Source organism: Pseudomonas sp. Leaf129, from assembly GCF_001423465.1.
Lineage (GTDB): Bacteria > Pseudomonadota > Gammaproteobacteria > Pseudomonadales > Pseudomonadaceae > Aquipseudomonas > Aquipseudomonas coleopterorum.
Genome location: NZ_LMOC01000001.1, coordinates 1,040,131 through 1,061,069 on the forward strand (window position 1 = coordinate 1,040,131; position 20,939 = coordinate 1,061,069).

Sequence of the window (20,939 nt, forward strand, 5' to 3'; positions counted from 1 at the left end):
TGTCGACCTCGGTCTCAATACCTCCTCATGGACCCCTTTTCACACCTGCAGGACTTTGCAGAAAATTTCTCTTCACAGGGGTTGACAACAAAATCGCAGCATATACAATGCGCCCCATCACCAAGTCACCGGTGACCCACCAGGCCCGCATTGGCCACCTGCAATACCGACCTTCCTGCAGATCCGTAAAAAACCACGGATTGTTAGCACGAGGGATTTGTTGCGTCCGGCTTTCCAAAATCCGGAATTCGTAGCCCCAGTTTGAATCCACCTTTGAAACCGAGCAGTCTCCCTCCGGATAATCCACGTCCGCAGAATACACTGCAACATTCGAGTGAAATAAAATGATGACATAAGTCTATTGCTTTCACATACATGGCTGAGCACAGAGCCGTTGATATACCTCTACCAATACCAACTGCACTCAATACAGAACCTTAAGTTCCGGTAGCGCCCTCTCATGCCTGACAACTACGCAACAGCCAGATAACTACCCATGCCATAACAACTAACGTATTTAAGTAACGCACTCCTCCCTAAGATGCGTGCGAGAAACACAATACCAATAACGCCCAACCTCAACGCTAACAGTATAGCGATGGGCAACTATTACTATAAGATCGTGCACTACCAATATATGACAAACCCTATCGTTACCACCAGAGTTACCCAGAACCTCACTTCCAGTGCTATGACCGACGCAGTTGGCAATCTGTTCGCTCCTACGCTGCAAGGAAGCCGGACTCAAACCACGACCCTTCCTATGACCATGAGCAGCTTAGAGCTTTCCGCAATTACCGGAAAGCGCCACCCACACTTAATGCGCGACATCACCAAGATGCTGAACGCCCTAGGTGAGGTAAATGCATCCAAGTTTGGATCCATCTACCTAGACGCCTATAAACGTGAGAAACCTTGCTACAAACTGCCACGGCGAGAAGTAGACATCCTGCTCACTGGATATAGCGTGCCATTGCGTGCTTTGGTTATTGACCGGTGGCACCAAAAGGAAGCTCAGATCAATACCGCCTTGATTTCAGCATACACTGATCAAATAACCATGTTGACACTACAGGTTGAGAAGGACGCGGAAAAAGTGGCCCTTTACAATGGTCTGGCAGATACCACACAGCTTTTCGGCGTGGCTCAGGTTGCGAAGACTCTAGGCACTGGGGGCAGGCGGCTATTTGCCTACATGCGCGATCACAAGATCCTCTCATCTAAACGCTACCGTTTCAACGAGCCTTATCAGCACCATCAGGAAGCAGGACGCTTCCAAGTAAAATGGGGCAGCTACAAGAATAAGGCCACGGGTAATATCGAGCTCAAACCTACCACACACTTCACTGGCAAAGGTGTTATTTGGATCGGAGAGTTCATCACCAACCATGGCTTCAATGGCTTGTGATATCACTCCTGCTGATCATTGCGAACAGCAAACTGTCTGAGAGCGCTAAGTAACAAATGGGGACGTATGTCGGCCGGAGATAGTCATGCATCTGGACGCAGTACATCTGGACGAAAGCTGGTGCTAAAACGCTAGCTACCGTCTACCAACCCCCTTTGACTTATTCACCGACAGTCCAGAGAAGCTCAATTAACTCCCCCTCATGACCACAGTCAAACATCATTGCTTGAAGAGCTGATCGCACACGATGTCATGAACTGCCTATAAAGCCCACACGCAAGGATCACCATCATACGTACTGAAACCAACGAACCAAATCCTACTACCCTACGTACTCAACCAGAGAGAACGAAGGTTGCCCACGCAAGAACCGTACTGATAAAAGAGCGCGTGTACGACAAGGGCACTGGGGAATGTTATGGGACTTACATAAGAAGAACGTACAACCCCGAACCATTACAACCCGTTGAGTCCGCTCCTATAAAACCCACGAAAAACCATCAAACGATCAGTTCGAACAGCTTTCAACAATTTGAGAAGTCAGAGGTTCTACCACACCATCTTGCTCCAGTCATCGAACTCTTTCCTGAAGTATCAATGGACGTGGAGAGGTCAAGTTCGACGCCCGGCCCGAAGCCTCAAATAATCCATAACCCTCTAGCCAGCGCTCTTTCAATCTTGAGATTTGAGCAGAGAGTTACCCCATGGCTGGACGATATTACCTATGGCGCTATACACATGGGTCCTGGCGTCATAAATGGGAAGCAGAGTGTGGCCGCTTCTGATGTGCAACGGTTGCTTCGCCTGCCAATCATATCAACAGCATCCGCAGCGAGTTGTTTGCTAAATCACCATCTGCAGCCAATGTCTGTCCGCCAGGTAGAGCGAGCAGTTCAAGCAGCAAGAATAGCACTGCGCGGTATCGCACTATACATAGAACGACATCCGAGCATTCTCGAATCTATAGATATGAGTATTGACTTCAGCCCTCTCTGGAGGTCGGACGAAAATTCCGAGCAGCTCCCCTGCAACGAACACCCCATGAGGCAGCAGGCTTTAGAGATGATTCGGTCGAAGGTTGCGGTCAAGACCATTGCAAAACGGTTGAGCATCTCCAAGAACACCGTAAAAAGCTGGATGCCGGAACGTCACAAGCAATCAGCAACAATAGGCAAGACTGGGGGGGGTCAGTGAACGCTGAATAGCGACAGATAATAGAGTGAAACTCGACATGCATGCATGGCGGGTGAACGACCGCCAAAGCGTAGCTTTGAGATTACAAATTTTTACAGTATTATCTTATGGCGTACCGCCACGACGTAACGGCCTGTGCCGAAAGGCAGAATGACAACCTATTAGGCTGAGATAAGAAGAGGGCACCACAGCCCTCCTCGCTGTTGATCTCAACTGTATACAGTAACCTCTGCAGTGATTACTCATGACGGTACGTCACATGTATCCTGTAGCATTACGATCAAAAGCATGTGGGGCTTTCTGCCCTGCCCCACTGTAATAGCCGGTGCCGCTAGGCACGACTCACCACTTCAAGAACATGACAGTGACATAGTCATAGCGGATGAACATGTGCTGAAGGCACGATCTACCACTGCACAATTCAAAGCAAGAGCAGGAGGGGACGCCCCCTCCCTTCCTCCTGTATAACTTGTACAGCAACCAATCGTGCCTGCGAGCATAGGTTTGGCGATGCAACGATTAGCTAGGAGAAGAATCTGTGACGCTGCCGTCACTGATAACTAACTGTGCCATAGGCACGAGCTTAACTCTATAACGGTAAGGGGAGAGATGGGCAGCAAAGCCCCTCCCCGCCTTTGATCTGGATCTTAACTGCAAATGGATATCTTGTGGCTTTGGCCACGGCTAGCCAACACAATAGGGTAAGGTATGACTATAGTCATCAGCGCCTAGCTGGATGAGTTCATTTTATAAATTCAAAGCAACATAGGGAGGGGCCTGCCCACCCTCCCCTTGGCTATGTACAGATGTTCAATGTGCCCACAGGCACGGGCAGTAAGCACTGAGAAGTCGATTATGCGTGACGAAGTTCGTCACAGAATACCAGACAGATAAGAAATATGTTTTCTATGACCTTGCCACGTTCCGCTTGTCACTGCTGCTTTGAGGTAGAGGTTATTGTACCCAGCCCGGAGCAAGACATCTGTCCCTTCCATACTTACCAACCGATGCAGAGAGATTAAGCAGTTATATTTAAGTTAACCAAAATGCCATGGCTCAGTCCATCGCAGGAAATTAGTTTGGCATCATGTAAGCATATGCTGCTTACCTTTGGGAACTTAACCATGCCTGTGATCAACCTACGCGATTCACAGGGCAGGTGCTCCCATCGAACAGAATTAGCTATACAGCGACCGTTGGCTCACGCGGTGACCCTTTAACTTCTTGCTGCTGGTCCATTGCGGGACGATCCTTTTGGTTTTGCTTGCCTTCGGCAGTTAGGGCTGGTCTGACTATGGTTCCAGACGGAGCAGGGATGATCATGACGAAAGGTTCGTTCTGATCGTCGACAAGTGCCCACTTACTCCCTTCAGCATCAAACGGCACAAGCTGGATCTTCGCACCGTAGAATTTGCCCCCGGGTCGGGTTGTTGACCACATCCTGGATGCGTCAGCGACGGCTTCAGCCACCCGCTCTGGTGTAATTTCACCTTCAATCTTCAATTTCATGCTGCGAGTTCCTCAGTGTCTGATAACTGATGCTGTTTGCCTTTTCCAAGCCCTGTCTCTGCATCGAACCTATCGATACGAAGAGGTGCTGTGGCGGGACAGCCCTCCCTTTTGCTAGTCGATCACTGCACTTGCCGACGGTCGTAGCCCTTCGAAGTCATGCATGCCAGGTAGACCTGCTGTTGCTTGGACTTGATATTGGCACCCTCCATGATCGTGCCTCTGTATTCCCAGTCCGCCATCTGCACGCTGGATGTCTGGACTCCACAAGCTGCGTCGTCTTGGGAGAACTCTCGTTGCGTGCTGCCATCCTTGAAGAACTGGTACCGGGGCTGAGCACAACCAGCCAGGAAAAGCACAACACCTGCCATCACCAAACCCTTCGATCTTACCTTCACATGTATCGCTCCTATGCCTAACGCCCGCTCTATCAGCGGTTCGATGGTCCTGGAGGTATGCTTAGCTTCACCGTCCAGATGAAGCAATGGTGACATGACGGACGATAAATTCATAGTATACTGTGAAGACGTAACCATCCTGCCCGCCGACAGTGCACCCTCACGTAGAGGGTGTTCGGTTTGGATGAAGGGTTGGCATTTGGCAAGGTCCTCCGCGATCAGCGGAAACGAGCAGGCCTGACGCAAGAGAACCTGGCGCTTGAAGCTGGTATCCAACGTAACTATGTCAGTCTGATCGAAAGAGGAGTACATCAACCTACCCTCGCGATGATTTTCAAGCTAGCGGCCGCACTGAAATGTGCACCATCCGCCCTTGTGGCTGATGTGGAAGCCCTTGTGACCAAGCCATTGGCTGATGTGAGCTTAGACTCGCCCCACATGCTGAGATAGCCCGTTGTCGGCTAGAGTTGAGTCTTATCAGGCGAGCACTGGAACCACTGAAGCGCAATCTCCCCCAGCGAAATCGTATAGGGAATACTCTTGGCTAGAGAAAGAAATGGACCAGCAGACGCAGAAAGTGGAGATGAAGCAATTCCCATCTGGGCATTAGAAGATCTCTATCCCGATGTGGATGATCTGCTCAGTCCATCATTGGTCAATGTAGCCTCATCTTCTGATGTCCTCATTGTCTTGGACACGAACGTCCTTCTCCTCCCGTTCAAGGTAGGCAGCAGAGAATTCGGCGAGATCAAGACCGCCTTGACCAAGCTCGCAGACGAAGATCGCTTGCGGGTACCTGCCCGAGTCATCCGTGAGTATTTGAAGAATCGAGATACCCATCTAGCGAACCTTATAAAAACGGTACAGGACAAAGCCAGCACTCTTCCGAGCGTTAGTGGTCATCTTCCTCAGTTTTTCAAAGACATGGAGGGCGGTGATTTGGCGTTTGACGCCGATATTAATCTGCACAACGCCAGCCGGGATTACTCAAAGGCTCTCCAGCCCTTGATTGATCGGATGAAAGCCTGGAGAGGTGACGATCCCGTTACTATGGCGTACAAAAAAATCTTTGGTGCGAACGTAGTGGTTGACTACAACGCTTGTAGAACCGAGGTCGCACGGATATGGAAAAGTAGGCTAGAAAACAAAACTCCACCAGGCTACAAGGACTCGAACAAGCCGGATAAGGGCATCGGCGACTTCCTGATCTGGCTCACCATCCTAGACATTGGTAAAGCCAGTGAGAGAGACATTATATTCGTAACCGGCGAAGAAAAAGCTGACTGGTTCGTACGCTCAGGTAATGAAGGCGTATACCCTCGACCAGAGCTAATAGACGAGTATCGCCGGAATACGAAGGGCAAAAATATAAGACTGATGAAGCTAGCCGACTTGCTTAGAGAGGTCGGTGCTCCAGAAGAAGTTGTGGAGGACGTGAGGGGAGCAGAAGCGCTCGACGTCATAGATCCTAGCTACTCTGGCGGGGATGATGATTTCCATTTCTTTGACTATTCGACCAATAATGGAGAACTCGTAATCCGCTCGAATGTTTCCACATTTCATTTGGCCTTCAGCAAAGCAAGCGACAGCTGCATTCACGTTTATGCCAGGGGTGATTCGCGAGTAGCGCGATGCAAAAACGTTGCTGAGAATGTGGTCGTAGATTTCAACCAGTTCGACAGTACATCGCGTGTCTACACGGTACATACAGGAGAGGTCTTCCTGGTCAGAAATTCAGATGGCAACACGCTGGCAGCTCGCATAGAAAGCATTGCTGACGATACACGTGGAGCTCCAAATGATCATGTGGCGTTCACCTCCCGGATTTTTCGTCTTGGCCAGAGGATTGTCTGCCCCTGAGCGATGAATTGATGCTCTCTTAGTCCCTATCTACATGGATGACTGCGACATCAGCCAAGCTAATCTCTTCTTAGTAAGCTTATGGCGTAGTGGTTATTTGGCATTGCAGCCCTGCGTCAGCATTTGTCATTGCCTGAATTTTCAACCCTGTAGAATCTGATGTATCCGTACTCAGAAACCTTGCTTGCGGTGCCAGCCCCTCATTGCCGCTATCACTCCCGCAACTACGGTTCAGCCAAATCACCCGATGTGAAAAGCATCGGTAGCGTGGCCCTGGCCAATTTGCGTCCTCTAGCAAGCGGGTGAACCTATCAAAAGACTAGAGTCTAACGAATCCGTCCCTTAATGGACGCAAACCGGATGAAAAACGCGGTCTCTGGCTCGCCCGGAAGGAAAATACGAAAAAGAGAAACATAAAGTTTTATGGTTCAGCGGCTTGCACTCATGCCGTCACAACGATTTGCTCAGCCAACGAGTTACTGAGAAACAGCATCGCTACGTAGACGGCTGAGCCTTAACCAAATTACTTCTTCTGCTTGCTAAGTGCTTCACGTAATGAAAGTTGGTAAAACCGGGCTGCTTGACTTTTCAAGGATAGCGAGGATTGCTCCTGCATATAAGATGGTGAGCGTTGGAGTATGGCGTCAACATAGCCGTTCCATTTGAGATAAGTTTCATCAGCCGCCGATCTTAGAGATTCAGGCGAAGATGATTTAATATACTCCTTATAGTAGTAATCTCTCACAACATCGCCAGCAGTAGCTACGCACTGCACTAATCGCTCACTTGCCTTAGTGGCAAAACTACTACCGAGTTCTAGCTTTAGACTGTTTCGTTGCAAATCGCACATGTTAAGACTGTGCTCTATTAAGGAAACCATGCTCTCAGACGGATCTGAGGAATTCCAGCTAGGCTTGATACTCTCTTTGAGCTGATCCGCGTACGACAGTTTCGAATACGCGATTTGACGATCAATATCGGCTTGAGATTCTCCTCTCTGCCTCATCTTGCTAATCATCTCATCCTGCACTTCTTGTTGAATCTGATCGGCAGTTTTTGGCACGTAAGCTGGGGTACAACCTATAAGAAGAGCAAAGGTCGATACAGCTAAAATCCATTTTAATCTCATAACACTTTTCCTTGAAGAGGCAGATGTTCCTAGTGGCGATGCTACATCATGGCAAGCAGGATTGCATTAAAGATGCTCGCTATCGGTTGAAATGATTTTCCGTAGCTTTCAACTACCCCAGATTTTCAAAATCGCCTCTTGCATTGGTCGAACCTTGGTCGCGAATCGCTGGCGATAATATCTGAGGGGCACCCTGGGCAAATCGGCAAATTGCTGCTCTGTGTGGGTCGAGGTTAAGGCCGGTAAAGACCCCGCAGGAGCCTCTGTGGGTCGGATTTTCGAATATCTACTGGGTACCAAGGCCGCCTGTAGAGCGTCGCTGTAAACGCCTCCTAGGGGCTTACATGGCCATCGCGCAAGCCCGTTACTTTAACCCTAGACGCGTGATTGCGTCCTCTGCTCCATGCAATGCTTTGCCTGTACGGCTTAGCGGAAGCTCAGAGGCGGGTTCTTCTTGATATGCAAGCCCAGCCGCTGCATCACGCGCATTACAGCGGTAGGCGACCATTGGCCACCACGGGCAGTAGGTATGGCACGGGCAACCAGGCAATCGGCTACAGCTTGATAGCTGGTTGCTCCCTTGAAGATGCAGTTCTCGATAGCATCCCCCAGTACTGCCGCACGGGCGTCTGCCTGCTGGCGTTGTGTGTCTTGGCCCTTGCCCCTGTTCAACATGCTACGGCCCTTTCTGAGCTTATCCTCTCGGTTGGCTAGGCTGTGTAGCGCATCGATGTCACCAGCTTCTGCACGAGCGTCCAGTGATGCCAGAGCAGCCTTGGTACGTTGGCTGATGAAGTGGCGTTCTTGCTCCGCCAGTACTGCGTATAGGTGCAGCTCTACGGTGGACGCGTTGGGCATGGTCGCCACCTTGAACACGCTCCGTTTCATCAAGCCCGCGATGTGTTCAACATCTCTGCTCAACCGGTCGAGCTTGGCGACCACTACAGGCCGACCATCCGCGAAAGCTTTGGCACTTGCTGGACGCTCCAGAGGGTGAATCGAGCCGGAGACACCTACGTCTTCAAACTCTGCCACTACGTCCCAGCCTTGAGCCTCAGCAGCAATGCGGATGTATTCCCGTTGAGCTTCCAAACCTAGGCCAGATTCACCTTGGCCTTTGGTGCTCACGCGGTAGTAGGCGACAACTTCCATACTGATGACTCCGTTCTGTAGGGCTGACGGAGGCTATATTACAACTGTTACAACGGTCGTTCAACAGTTGTAATGGGTATTTGGAAAGGATTTTGTGCAATGGAAGTAGGCCGGTGGGACGTAACGCCACCAGTTGGGAAAGTCGGGCAGAGAGGCTCTGGGGCAGCCGCTTACGATTTGTCTGGAAAGCCACTACCAGCATGATTTTCGTTATTAGTGGTTCATCAAGCCGCTACGTCACAGGTTGCAGCAAAACAGCCGTGATAGCCGAATTACCAGCCTAATTTCCAACGGAGATTCACCAATGAAACATCTACTGTCAGCCTGGATGTGGTTGCGACCAGTCATTACCTGGTTGCTGAAAACCGTATTCACCGAACTTATTCGCATACTGGTCCCCATGCTCGTTCGCATACTGCTGGGACTCGTCTTGCGGGATGATCAAGGGGATTAACGTAGCTACCAAATGGAACGCGTCCACCTGAGTTACGCTGGCCTACTGGTCAGCTTACTCATAGAGCCAGTTGTAAAACGCCACCCCTATCGGGGTCAGTTCACATAGCAGTTCGGTAGCGTTCTCGCTGGGCACTACCACTGTACGGATATACCCAGCTTTCAAAAGAGTTTGCACCAACATCAGGTTCGGTCCATCCAGCGGCAGGGGTCGGCCCTCGCTGGCGAGCTGAAGAAGCTGAGGGGTGTACGGTAACGAATGGGGCACGGTGGTTACGCCTAGGCAGAGGTTCGTGGGTCCTAGTCGGCTCCAGCTCAATGCCGAGGGCTATACGCTCCCTAGTGTAGGGGAATCTGCTAGAACAGCGGGGCACGGCGTGTGGAAGGGAGGGTAGCTGGCTGTCGATAGTGCGGCCTTGGTCGGCCCTCGCTGGCTAACTTCAGAAGGTGGGGGGTGCAGGCGGCTGGCAGATACCCTTAACAACGTCCGGCTGGCCGATCTGGCAATGCCGCCCCCGCTGTAGTGGCAATCGGGCGATTCCTGATGCAGTGATCGAGCTGGTGTAAGGAAATCTGCCAGAACAGCGGAACCGGCGTGTGGAAGGGAGGTTGGTGCGGCCCTACCCTGGCCTTGCCCCCTGGGGTAGAAATCACTGAACGGGTGTTTGCGTTCAGCTTTGCAGGAGCCCTGAGTTTTCAGGGCTGGAAAAAGCTTCACGAGGGAACAATAACCGCAGAGATTATGAGGATTTATCAGAAAAGGGCGGGGCTGGCTTAACCTACTGCCGTTATGTCCAGTGTTTACGGGGGTATGGCAAGGGAAAGGGGCTGTAGGGGTTGTGATGCACGCCTAGTAGGATTAGATCCCGATTAGATCCGCCATTACTTCTTTCAGGCAGCCCGTGTAGCGGAATCTGCACCTGGAGCGATAGCTAGAGGGTATTCAAGTTGGGCAGGGTAGCCTTTGAATTCCGAGTATCGTAGATGTGGCGAACGACATGCTCATCGACGTGATGGCGACAATGGCCCAGCTTGATCAGAAGAAGCGTGTGGGGCAGATCAGACAGGGCCTGGAGAACAAACGTGCCGTTGAGCCTGAGTGGAGGCCAACCGGCAAAGAGAAAAACGTGGTTAAGTGGGAAAAAGTTCAGCGGCTGATAGACAAGCATCCGAAGATGTCTGCGGCTGATGTCGTAACTCTTGCCAAATGCGGCGTAGCAGATGTACCTCATTAGACGGGGGCTGAGTGTGGCGCAACGCTTACCAGGGTGACTATTTCTACTAGGTAGAAAGCAGTTACTTGTGAACGGCAGTCAACGGCCACTATCTGCCAGCGCCGACCGACAGCCAATGTGGATCAGGTGCTACGATTGTAGCGGTAGGCTATAGGCAAATCGTCTTCGCAGCCCTCCCGGCTGGAACAGATGCACGGACGCGAACCTTTGGCTAATCCAAGCAACCGAAAGGATAAAGTCATGCCTTCTGAACCAAAACTTCAACCAGTTGAATCGGACCAGATCCACCCCAACATCCGCAAGCTGATGGCAGAAACCATGAGCCAGAATGCGGACGCAAGCAAGCCCTTTGGCGAGGGAAAGCTACTTCTCATAATAGTCGTAATTGGCATTAGTAGCGCAGGGGGAGCCGTATTGGGTGTCCTATTGGCATTCTCCCTCAAGCTTCACTGAACTAATTGGTCCTGGCTCCATCCTTACATGAAAACGCTCACCTATCGTGAGCCTCCGGACCTATAGGAGCTGGAAGCCTCAGCTTGTTACAGCTGACGAACCGGGAATGCGCCGTTGGGATTTCAGTCATTATATCGAGCTAGCTCCCATCAAAGGTGGTAGGACACAGAAATCACTCAGACCGTGCATGCTTGCTGTCTTCAGCCGCAGGCCGTCGCATTGCGTACTGGTGGATCTTAGGAAGATTTTCTAGTCCACTATGAGATGTCGCCCAGGACCGAAAGCAAGGGGCAAGGTGCAGGGGTTGCTAGTCTATGGGCTTGAAGGCAATATGCCTATAATCATTACTACAATGGATTATCCCAATGGCATGGCCTCCCGAAGAACTGAAAAAACTAGCAGAGCGCGTGACCTCTGGAGGGCCGGAGCAGCACACAGTTCGCGAACTTCTTCGGTGGTATAGATATGAACGTCGTGGTCGTTTTATAGTTTGGGTTATTCAGAGAGATTTAAAGTCGCTCAATATCTGTGTTGAGCCCAATATCGAGTACGCCTACCTAGACGGATTACTAACATTCCTTCCCGAACAGATTTCATCTGGAGAGCTCGATCTCGAACCTGTATCAACAGACGAAGTTGACGACGTTGAGGAGTCGCACGCCATGTTAATTACGTCTGAGTTCGAGGACCCTACCCAACGTATTGGGAGGCTACCATCTGCCAACGCCCGCCCCGTATCGGTGAACCCCAACGCTACCGTTGCGGAAGCCGTGACCATCATGCTTTTGAACGATTACTCCCAACTCCCTGTAATGCAGGGTGATCGATCTATCAAGGGCGTAATTACTTGGCAGTCTATTGGCATAAAACTTGCCCTAGGGCGCCCTTGCACTCTCGTACAAGACTGCCTTGAGGACGCAGTTGTACTTCAATCCAACGTGTCTCTTTTCTCCGCCATTCCTACAATAGTCGAACGAGCCTTTGTTCTAGTCCGCGATGAAAAAGGATCTATCTCAGGAATTGTGACAACCACGGATCTAAGCTTGCAATTCCGCCAGCTCGCCGAGCCATTTCTCCTCCTGGGCGAGATTGAAATGCATCTCAGGTTGTTGAGTGACGGAAAGTTTTCGGTAAACGAACTGACTTCCGCTAGAGACCCAAGTGATACCTCGCGCAATATAAGCAGCTTATCAGACTTAACTTTTGGGGAACATATACGTCTTCTAGAAAATCCGGCCCGATGGGCTGCCTTAGGCTTGAGCATTGATCGAGGAACGTTTGTCAAACACGTGAATGAAATTCGCGATATACGGAACAACGTTATGCATTTTGATCCGGACGGAACTGCGCCTTCTGAGCTAGATAAGCTACGACAATTCGTGAGATTATTGAATGCACTCAGCCCCCACCAGAAAAGCAGTCATAGTTTGAACTTAAGTACTGCAGCTGGCGCAGCCCACTAGGCTAGCGTTCAGCTGGGGCTCTATCGCCTCCGATATAGGTTAAACGGCCAAGCTGTTGAAAAACTGGGCGAGCATACGGGTCAAGGGCTGCGATATGCGAGGGGAAGCCTGCGGACATCTGCCAAGTCGATCGGAGCCTGACGGCTAGAACCCCCATACGGGATAATAGTCCTTCGTCTAGAGTCAACGTCAACGTCAACGTCAACGTCAACGTCAACGTCAACGTCAACGTCAACGTCAGCGTCAGTATCGAGGCGACTTTGGCACAGCACCTTATCCAAGGTTAATCAAGCGATAGGTAGGTATTCGTCGCTCCTACATCTGCTAACTATCCAGAGCAAGGCGATTAGGTTAGCTTGACACCGCCGCTTGAGGCAAAGCCAACGACATTCAATGGAGGAATGATGGTAGAAGCGAACCGGTCGAAGTTATTGCGCATGACCGTGCGTAACATAGGCTGCATTGGCAACGAAGGTGTCGAAATTGAACTCGATAACATCGTATGCCTGGTGGGAAAGAATAATGCAGGCAAGTCGACAATTCTAAGAGCCTATGAATTGGCTAAGGGAACGGCCACCTTCGACGCTACGCGTGACCGCCATCAGCACGCAGATGAGGACCAAGTATCAGAGGTCCTTCTTGAAGTGCATATACCAGAGGGGATCGGCAACGTAGATACGAAGTGGAAGGACCCTAGAGACGGTTTTCTTATAGTCAAAAGTCGATGGTGTTGGGGCGGGCCTGGCTTTCAGAAGATTAGGACGACTTGGCACCCCACCGGTGGAGCAGAAGCACAGGGTGAATGGGCCGAAGATTCCAAAGCAGGAGGCGCTGATTCGGTGTTCAGTTCGCGCCTACCGCGTCCGTTGCGGATTGGATCTCTCGACGATGCAGCAAAGACTGAAGAAATGCTCCTCACCCTTGCTTTGACTCCACTGTTTACGGGGTTGGAGCAAGCGCGGAGCAACCCCCAGTCTGAGCTAGCTCAAGCCATTGCCCGCGTCTCGCTGAACATGGAAGAGCTTAGCGGACACCATGAAGAGCACTTCAACTTAATTGCCAACCGCGTATCAATGGGGTTCAAAGGGGTATTTCCGACTTTAGACGTAAGTCTACGGATCGGTAGTGCACCATTAGTCCCAAAGCTCTCTGAGCTTATCAAAAACGGCTCAAGCCTGCGAGTCAAGGACGGGACAGCCGAAACTGAGCTTGCACAACAGGGAACTGGAGCACGCAGAGCGCTTTTCTGGGCGATGTTACAAGTCCACAACGAGTTGACCCGAGATAAGGAAATTCGTGCAGAATTTCGGAGAGGACTGGAGAGAGACATCGCTGACCTCAGTAAGCGAGTTGCCAAACCCCCCAAAGGGGCAGATGTAGCTGCATTGGAAGAAGAGTTCGCTCAGGTTAAGGCTCGACTTGAGGCCCATGATAGCGGCGCGCCTATTCCAGATAGTCCGGATGATCCAGCGTTTCCTGGCTATTTGCTTCTAATAGACGAACCCGAGAACGCCTTACACCCGATGGCGGCCCGTGCGGCTCAACGCCATTTATACAAGTTAGCGGAAAGTCCGGACTGGCAAGTGATTATGACGACGCATTCGCCTTACTTCATCAATCCCTTCGAAGACCATACAACCATCGTCAGGCTTGAGCGCTCCAGTGATGTGGCCAATGGTGTGATCGCCCCCAAGACCTATCGTTCTGATTTCATTAAATTTGATGGCGATGATAAACAGCGCCTTCAAGCGCTACAACACATTGATCCCAGCTTCTCCGAAGTTTTCTTCGGCTCTTACCCTGTGCTGGTAGAAGGAGATACAGAACATGCGGCGTTCATGGCGTCCATCCTTGAAAAACAGCATGCGCTTACGGATCGGGTAACTGTCATCCGGGCAAGGGGCAAGGCAATCCTAGTACCTCTTATCAAGGTTATGACACATTTTAAGATTGATTTCGGCCTTGTCCATGATGCTGATGCACCCTACAAGCGAAACGGACACAACAATGGGATGTGGACAGAAAACGATAAAATCAGAGGATCTATGCAAACGGCACGGCAGGCTGGATTGACTGTACGCCACCGGGTAAGCATACCTGACTTTGAACGTTACTTAGGAGGAGAAGAAGCATCAAAGGACAAACCTTTAAATGCCTATCTGCAAGTGTCTAAAGACGACCGTTTGGCCAACGTCGTCCAAGACCTTCTAATGTCGTTGATAAATTCTGATCAGCATGAGCCGTATGACAATAATGCAATAACCGCTAGTGGGTACATGTCGTTGCTTCAAACGCATGTGCTCGACTGGGCCAGGCAGAACGGGCTTGAAGATGATGTTCGATTTAAGACCCAACATATAACATAGCTAGGAGGCGCGAGGCGGTGAACCTCACCGCCTTCGCACGGAATCCCTTCACGCAACGGCCTACCAAAGCCTCTTCTCTCAGCTTGAACGCGGCCACTCCGCCACTTTGCCGCTCCGCTTAAGTGACAGGTTCCAATTTCCTAGCTACTCCCCCTCGGCTTTTATGAACTGGGTTGAGAGGCTTAAAACTCGTTCGCGGAGGTAGGTTGCAGCGTCCTCTGCAATATCATTAGGCTGTTCAGGCCGCTCAGCCAGATTCATTGCCCATGAACGACCTGGATGTAATACGTCCCATCGTGGGCGCATACCAGCATGGCGTCCCTTGCCGGGATTATGATTCCCAAAACCATCGATCAAAGAATTCCAAACCGGCGTGAATCTCGCGATGATGAGGGATTCTCCCAAAGGGATCCAGATGTCATCCACTACCAAAAACCGACAATGAAAGTCTTCAACGTTGAGATTATCCACCGCACGAATACTATCGGCATGTTCCTTCAACCGCTTCTGGAGCACCCTACCCGGCGAGCCTAAGTCAGCACCCATTCGAGCACCAGCGGGAACCGCTTTGCCCACATAGATTGGCATCATGAACTGCCCACCTTGATTCAATGACGTTAATCGAGCATACGGCTTGAAGTCCCCGGTATAATAGATAGCGTAAACGCCTGCTCCATCAAAGGTCGGTATCGCACCAAGTGGATGTACTTCCTTTGAGAGCAACGCTTCGGCAACGCTGGCGCCCAAGTTCTTCTTATCCAGCGGATTGAAAGGAATGACTTTACCCGTCATGCGACATTTACCACCTTCTTGACGGTTTTTTGAATGCGGACGATTTCTGCGATTGCCAGTTTTTCGGCAACACTTGAAGCTACCTGCTGAGCCAGCAAGACTGGCACTGCGTTGCCGAGTTGCCGCATTGTTTCGGACCAGCTTCCGTGAAACCGAAATCCGTCTGGGAAGGTTTGGATGCGAGCACTCTCACGGATAGTGAAGTAACGCACATCGCCGTTTTCCTTGACTAGCATGTTTTCGCCGCCAGGCACACCATGGTCACCGGCTTTGAGTGTTTTAGCCGGTAGGTCCAAAGGGCTCCCAGTGTGGCCCGGATAAGACCGGGCACCACCTTGAAAAGTGTGACTGGGCACTTTAAATGCTGCTGTGGTTTCTGGGTCTGGAAGATCGGCGATCGCATCACGCACCGTTCTCCACGGTGATCTGTCCAACGGAAACAGATCGTTCTTCAATTTGCGTACACGTGATAGAAGACTGACAGGTACGTCTGGCATTTTCAGGCCATGTCTAGCCCAATAATCGCCGGTGATCCACTGGGAATGTAGCAACGCGTCATAGCTATGAGTTTCTTCGGGAAAGGACCATTCAACGCCCAGGTCGTCCCTGAACCCAACGATAAACACACGCTCTCGCTTCTGTGGCACTCCGTAATTGGCGGCGTTTACCAATGTAGGCACCACATTGTAAGTATGCCCTTTACCTTTCCGCTTTCCGGAAGTTCGCTCAGCTTGCAGCCGCATCAAATGGTCATGCCAACCCTCGTCTCTCCGACGTGGCAATTCCGGAAATTCAAGTTGGAGCAAGATGTACTGGTAGTAATTCGCAAAAGCAGCTCGTGTTAACCCTTTCACGTTCTCTACGATGAATGCTTTAGGCTTCAACGTGCGGATGATTTCCACTGTCGCGGGAAACATGTCTCGACTGTCATCGTACGCCCCGTGCTTTCCGCCTATAGAGAACGGCTGACAGGGAGGACCACCGGCAAGAAGCTCAATGTCCTTTGGAATAGTGGACCAGTCAAAGCCACGTACGTCACCTTCATGGAGCGTCCAGTCTTGCACCAATGGGTAACCACGCTTCTGATTTTCGCGAACGGTGTCACACGCCCATTTATCCCACTCAACCACAGCGAGGTGCGAAAATCCGGCTATTTCGCATCCCATAGCTAGGCCGCCTGCCCCCGCGAATAGCTCAACGGATTTCATTGCGTGTTCCCCCGACGAATAAAGCCTTTCAGCATTTTCTCTACTAGATTCATTTCTTCAAGCTCACGCGCAGCCCGGATGCACTTCCACTCTGTGATTTTCTCACGATACGTGCGTACCGCCATACCTGTTGCTGTCCATTCTAGAGCCCCGAACTTCACCGAAACTTAAAGAGGAACGTAGGCAGGAGCCATCAGGTCGTTGCCAGAGCATCCAAGACACCAGCGGCTTTCCATTTCGCTTCGGAAGTGAGACTCGGCTCGCCAGAAGACGCTGGCAACCTAGTAGATGCCGTGACTTGCTGACCACCGTAACCGACGCATCACCGTTTTCAGCTTCAGGCAGCTCAATTCGACTCAGCATTCCTGCCCCATCAACAAGCATCATGTTCCCGCAGTTTTCCAGTACGCGTAAACACTGTTCAAGCATACAGTACATGATTTGGGAATGCTGCTCAAATCCCACATGATAGGTTGTGAAGCGTGTGGATACAGCGAAGCAGTGTTGCTGGATGGGAACGACTGATGAGGTACGCTAATGACTTATTCTTGTACATCAAGCAGTCTGGTCGCAGGCCACGTGCCAAGTAGCTGGAGTACTCATCACTTGCACGGTAACATTACGCCAAAAGTGCACCACTAAGGTGTACCTACACGCTGTCACACTTCGAGATTTCTTGCTGCGAAATCCTTGCTTAATCAAGGACTTAGAGATAGGTGGCAACCCTACCAGCCACACCCCGGCACACAATGTTCCCGCTGTGGCTGCTTCCTTCCGGATCTGACCAGGTTCACGGGTAATCGTTGCGGGGGGACCGGCAGGGTCACCATAACGACACTCGCTAGGTAGCGAGCGGGGGCCATTGTACCGGTCCTGACGGAAGTTACAACCCGTGACGCAAGATAAAATTTCGAGGGCCGTCAGGGACTTGGCGTGGTGCGCTTGTTGGTGATTGTGTTCGGAAGCGTTTGCTTGCGCGCAAGTGAAGCGACAGGCGGCATCTGAATTGGTAACGTCGCCACATGTCTCTTGCCCGGTTGCCTGCGATGAATGTTCTGACGCCCTACCCCGACTTGTCTCCTGATCAACTGTATCAATTGATGGACATCCAGATCCGTCCTGAGCAGAAGCAGTATTCGGGCGATGTGGACATGGCGCTGTATACCCTACTGGGCTGCATGGACGGTGAAATCCGTGGCTTCGCTTTGCTGGTGGATGAAGTGCCCAAAGCGTTTCTGTTGCTGAAACATGGGCGATATGTACCGGAGTGGGCTGATCCGCAAGCGGTGACGTTGCATGCGCTGCAGGTGGATTGGCGGATGCAGGGGTGCGGGCTGGGGCGTGCATGTCTGGAGGGTTTGCCGGAGGCGGCGAGGGCCGCGTGGCCTGGGGTCAAGCAGCTGGAGTTGTCGGTGGATGCCGACAATGTGGCGGGTGTTGGTTTGTATAAGGCGCTGGGGTGGGTGGACCGCGGTGAGGCTTATCGTGGCCGGATTGGTTTCGAGCGCAGGTTTGTGCTGGAGCTTTAGTGGGACCTTTTTTGCACCTGGCATAAATCCATACAGGAACCGGTGATTGTGGGAGCGGGCTCTGCCCGCGAAGGCGTCCGGATGGGCGATGCACAGTTTGGAAGATGTGGTGCTTGGGAGGGCGTCTTCGCGGGCAGAGCCCGCTCCCACAGGGTTAGGCCTGGACATGGAGTGGGGTCCACTCTCACAGGGGCAGGCCTGAACATAGGTGGAACCTGGCATGAATCCATGAAGGAACCGGTGATTGTTGGAGCGGGCTCTGCCCGAGAAGGCGTCTGGATGGGCGATGCACAGTTTGGAAGATGTGGTGCTTGGGAGGGCGTCTTCGCGGGCAGCGCCCGCTCCCACAGGGTTAGGCTTGGACATAGAGTGGGGTCCACTTCCACAAGGGCAGGCCTGGACATAGGTTGCACCTGGCATGAATCCATGAAGGAACCGGTGATTGTGGGAGCGGGCTCTGCCCGAGAAGGCGTCTGGATGGGCGATGCACAGTTTGGAAGATGTGGTGCTTGGGAGKRCGTCTTCGCGGGCAGAGCCCGCTCCCACAGGGTTAGGCTTGGACATAGAGTGGGGTCCACTTCCACAAGCGCAGGCYTGGACATAGGTTGCACCTGGCATRAATCCATRCAGGAACCGGCGATTGTGGGAGCGGGCTCTGCCCGCGAAAGCGTCCGGATGGGCGGTGCACAGTTTGGAAGATGCGGGGCTTGGGAGGGCGTCTTCGCGGGCAGAGCCCGCTCCCACAGGGTYAGGCTTGGACATGGAGTGGGGTCCACTCTCACAAGGGCRGGCYTGGACATAGGTTGCACCTGGCATRAATCCATRCAGGAACCGGTGATTGTGGGAGCGGGCTCTGCCCGCGAAGGCGTCCGGATGGGCGGTGCACAGTTTGGAAGATGTGGTGCTTGGGAGTACGTCTTCGCGGGCAGAGCCCGCTCCCACAGGGTTAGGCTTGGACRTGGAGTGGGGTYCACTCTCACAAGGGCRGGCTTGGACATAGGTTGCACCTGGCATAAATCCATGCAGGAACCGGTGATTGTGGGAGCGGGCTCTGCCCGCGAAGGCGTCCGGATGGGCGGTGCACAGTTTGGAAGATGTGGTGCTTGGGAGTACGCCTTCGCGGGCAGAGCCCGCTCCCACAGGGTCAGGCCTGCATATAAAGTGGGGACCTCACAGAGGGAGGGGCTCACGCTTGGGGGGCGGGGTTGGCGGGTTCAGACCTGCAGGACGTCATCCGCGCGGCCGCCGGCTTCCTGGACGACGACGTGGATGAAGTGCAGCTTGGCGATCACGGCCGGTGGCAGCACGAAAGGGTAGAAATCGGGCTGACCCATGGCGCGTGACAGTTCGTTGAGCATGCCGGCCAGTTCGATCCAGGCGTTGACGAACGCCAGGAATGCCGGGCCGCTGGTGTGGTCCGGATCGTACAGAGTCGTCAGAGGGAACGGGGTGTAGTCGAGGTCCATTTCCTTGGCGCTCATGCCGAAGCCCAATGCCGTGTCGACGGCATCCATCATGTGCAGGTAATGCGCCCAGGTTTCGGCCCAGTCTTCCCATGGATGCATGGTGGCGTAGGCGCTGACGAAGTTCTGCTGCCAGTCGGCCGGGGCACCCTGATCGTAATGACGCTGCAGTGCATCGGCGTAGCTTTGGCTTTCATCGCCGAACAGACGGCGGTAGTCGGCAACCCAATGGGTGTCGGCGATCAGACGATCCCAGTAGTAGTGCCCTACTTCGTGTCGAAAGTGTCCGAGCAGCGTGCGGTACGGTTCGCGCATCTGCACGCGGACCTTTTCCCGATGGGCGTCGTCCGCTTCCTTGATATCCAGGGTCACCAGGCCATTGGCGTGACCGGTGGTGGGCGCGTTGCCGTTCATGTCGGTGCCGATGAAGTCGAACGCCAGGCCAGTGTCTTCGTCCTCGGTCTTGGCGATCACCGGCAGGCCCAGATTGATCAACTGGGCGATCAGACGGCGCTTGGCGGTTTCGACCTTGCGCCAGTGTTCGGGGTTTTCCGGGACACTGAGGTCGGGGATGGTGCGGTTCAGGCTACACGCGGTGCACAGGGCAGCGGCGCCCTTCTCTGCCGGTACCAGCCAGTTGCAGGCTGCCGGGGTGTCGAGGTTGGCGCAGCGGCGGAAGAGTCCGGCGTCTGGCGCGGCGTGCAGGCGCCAGGTGCCCGCTTCGGGGCCGGCGTCGAGTGTAGATAGCACGTTCTTTTCCGGCCAGAAACCGAGCAGTCCGTGGCAGGCCAGGCACTGGCTGTTGCGGAAGAAGATCGATTGCCCGCAGGTGCATTCCCAGACCTTGCTGTGGCGGTTGTCCGGCTTGGTGAATGGGGCAGTGATTCGGGTGCTGAGTTGTTCGAAAAAACGATACATGGCGATCTCCAGTGGCCTGCCATGACTAGAGCTTGCGGCTGCGAGAAAGGTTTCATCTGCGATGTGGGTGAAGCGCGAAATGCGGATGAGAGGTTGAAATACGCCCCTGTAGCAGCGGCGCGAGCCGCGTCCGGTTGCACCGCGTTTATCCTGATGCACCGCGTGCGCCGCCGGCGCGGCTTGCACCGCTGCTACAGGGGCCGTGGGGGGCTGTTGACGTGGTGCAAGCCTCGTTCGGTTGTACTGCGTTTATCCTGATGCACCGTGTGCGCCGCCGACGCGGCTTGCACCGCTGCTACAGGGGCCGTGGGGGGCTGTTGACGTGGTGCAAGCCTCGTCCGGTTGTACTGCGTTTATCCTGATGCACCGCGTGCGCCGCCGACGCGGCTTGCACCGCTGCTACAGGGGG

15 protein-coding genes and 1 other RNA gene are annotated in these 20,939 nt (G+C 52.8%); 8 read left to right on the plus strand and 8 right to left on the minus strand.

The window, feature by feature from the left end; translation table 11 throughout:
* The first annotated feature begins 598 nt into the window (after positions 1-598).
* Positions 599-1,408: a phage regulatory protein/antirepressor Ant gene (locus tag ASF66_RS04470; RefSeq protein ID WP_162240071.1), complete on the plus strand. Its 810-nt coding sequence runs from the start codon at positions 599-601 to the stop codon at positions 1,406-1,408.
* Positions 1,409-3,784: 2,376 nt separating this feature from the next.
* Here ASF66_RS04470 and ASF66_RS04480 read toward each other — a convergent pair.
* Positions 3,785-4,111, minus strand: coding sequence for a hypothetical protein (locus ASF66_RS04480; RefSeq protein WP_056842884.1), 327 nt, complete (start codon positions 4,109-4,111; stop codon positions 3,785-3,787).
* 122 nt (positions 4,112-4,233) lie between these two features.
* Positions 4,234-4,821, minus strand: a complete 588-nt coding sequence (locus ASF66_RS22850; RefSeq protein ID WP_236707077.1) for a hypothetical protein — start codon at positions 4,819-4,821, stop codon at positions 4,234-4,236.
* Here ASF66_RS22850 and ASF66_RS21935 point away from each other — a divergent pair.
* Positions 4,702-4,959: a helix-turn-helix domain-containing protein gene (locus ASF66_RS21935; RefSeq protein WP_236707068.1), complete on the plus strand. Its 258-nt coding sequence runs from the start codon at positions 4,702-4,704 to the stop codon at positions 4,957-4,959. The genes ASF66_RS22850 and ASF66_RS21935 overlap by 120 nt on opposite strands.
* 90 nt (positions 4,960-5,049) lie before the next feature.
* Positions 5,050-6,369 (plus strand): PIN domain-containing protein, encoded by a 1,320-nt coding sequence (locus ASF66_RS04490; RefSeq protein ID WP_156463131.1) that lies wholly within the window; start codon positions 5,050-5,052, stop codon positions 6,367-6,369.
* Between the two features lie 523 nt (positions 6,370-6,892).
* Here ASF66_RS04490 and ASF66_RS04495 read toward each other — a convergent pair.
* Both ASF66_RS04495 and ASF66_RS04500 read right to left on the minus strand, forming a co-directional pair.
* The gene (locus ASF66_RS04495; RefSeq protein ID WP_056842886.1) at positions 6,893-7,498 is read right to left on the minus strand and encodes a hypothetical protein; all 606 of its coding nucleotides are present in this window, start codon (positions 7,496-7,498) and stop codon (positions 6,893-6,895) included.
* A 426-nt stretch (positions 7,499-7,924) separates the two neighbouring features.
* Complete coding sequence (locus ASF66_RS04500) at positions 7,925-8,650, minus strand: recombinase family protein (RefSeq protein ID WP_056842887.1); 726 nt, start codon at positions 8,648-8,650, stop codon at positions 7,925-7,927.
* 1,451 nt (positions 8,651-10,101) lie between these two features.
* Here ASF66_RS04500 and ASF66_RS04505 point away from each other — a divergent pair.
* From ASF66_RS04505 to ASF66_RS04520, 4 genes are all read left to right on the plus strand, one after another.
* The gene (locus tag ASF66_RS04505; protein WP_056842888.1) at positions 10,102-10,338 is read left to right on the plus strand and encodes a hypothetical protein; all 237 of its coding nucleotides are present in this window, start codon (positions 10,102-10,104) and stop codon (positions 10,336-10,338) included.
* A gap of 240 nt (positions 10,339-10,578) precedes the next feature.
* Positions 10,579-10,791 (plus strand): hypothetical protein, encoded by a 213-nt coding sequence (locus ASF66_RS04510; protein WP_056842889.1) that lies wholly within the window; start codon positions 10,579-10,581, stop codon positions 10,789-10,791.
* A 365-nt stretch (positions 10,792-11,156) separates the two neighbouring features.
* Entirely contained in the window at positions 11,157-12,254 is a 1,098-nt protein-coding gene (locus tag ASF66_RS04515; protein ID WP_056842890.1) for a CBS domain-containing protein, read from the plus strand.
* Between the two features lie 356 nt (positions 12,255-12,610).
* Positions 12,611-14,620 carry an ATP-dependent nuclease gene (locus ASF66_RS04520; RefSeq protein WP_236707047.1) on the plus strand — a complete coding sequence of 670 codons (2,010 nt, stop codon included), beginning with the start codon at positions 12,611-12,613 and terminating at the stop codon, positions 14,618-14,620.
* 144 nt (positions 14,621-14,764) lie between these two features.
* On the opposite strand, the gene ASF66_RS04525 is transcribed toward ASF66_RS04520, so the two are convergent.
* The 3 genes from ASF66_RS04525 to ffs all read right to left on the minus strand — a co-directional run bounded on the left by ASF66_RS04525 (position 14,765) and on the right by ffs (position 17,440).
* Entirely contained in the window at positions 14,765-15,412 is a 648-nt protein-coding gene (locus ASF66_RS04525) for an Eco29kI family restriction endonuclease (protein ID WP_056842892.1), read from the minus strand.
* On the minus strand, positions 15,409-16,620 hold the full coding sequence (locus tag ASF66_RS04530; protein WP_056842893.1) for a DNA cytosine methyltransferase: 1,212 nt from the start codon (positions 16,618-16,620) through the stop codon (positions 15,409-15,411). The genes ASF66_RS04525 and ASF66_RS04530 overlap by 4 nt, the downstream gene beginning before the upstream one ends.
* 723 nt (positions 16,621-17,343) lie before the next feature.
* An RNA gene (gene ffs, locus ASF66_RS21940) (signal recognition particle sRNA small type) lies at positions 17,344-17,440 on the minus strand.
* Between the two features lie 226 nt (positions 17,441-17,666).
* On the opposite strand from ffs, the gene ASF66_RS04535 reads away from it, so the two are divergent.
* Positions 17,667-18,149: a GNAT family N-acetyltransferase gene (locus ASF66_RS04535; protein ID WP_056843427.1), complete on the plus strand. Its 483-nt coding sequence runs from the start codon at positions 17,667-17,669 to the stop codon at positions 18,147-18,149.
* Between the two features lie 1,214 nt (positions 18,150-19,363).
* Here the strand turns inward: ASF66_RS04535 and ASF66_RS04540 are convergent.
* On the minus strand, positions 19,364-20,530 hold the full coding sequence (locus ASF66_RS04540) for a zinc-binding metallopeptidase family protein (RefSeq protein ID WP_056842894.1): 1,167 nt from the start codon (positions 20,528-20,530) through the stop codon (positions 19,364-19,366).
* Positions 20,531-20,939 lie beyond the last annotated feature (409 nt).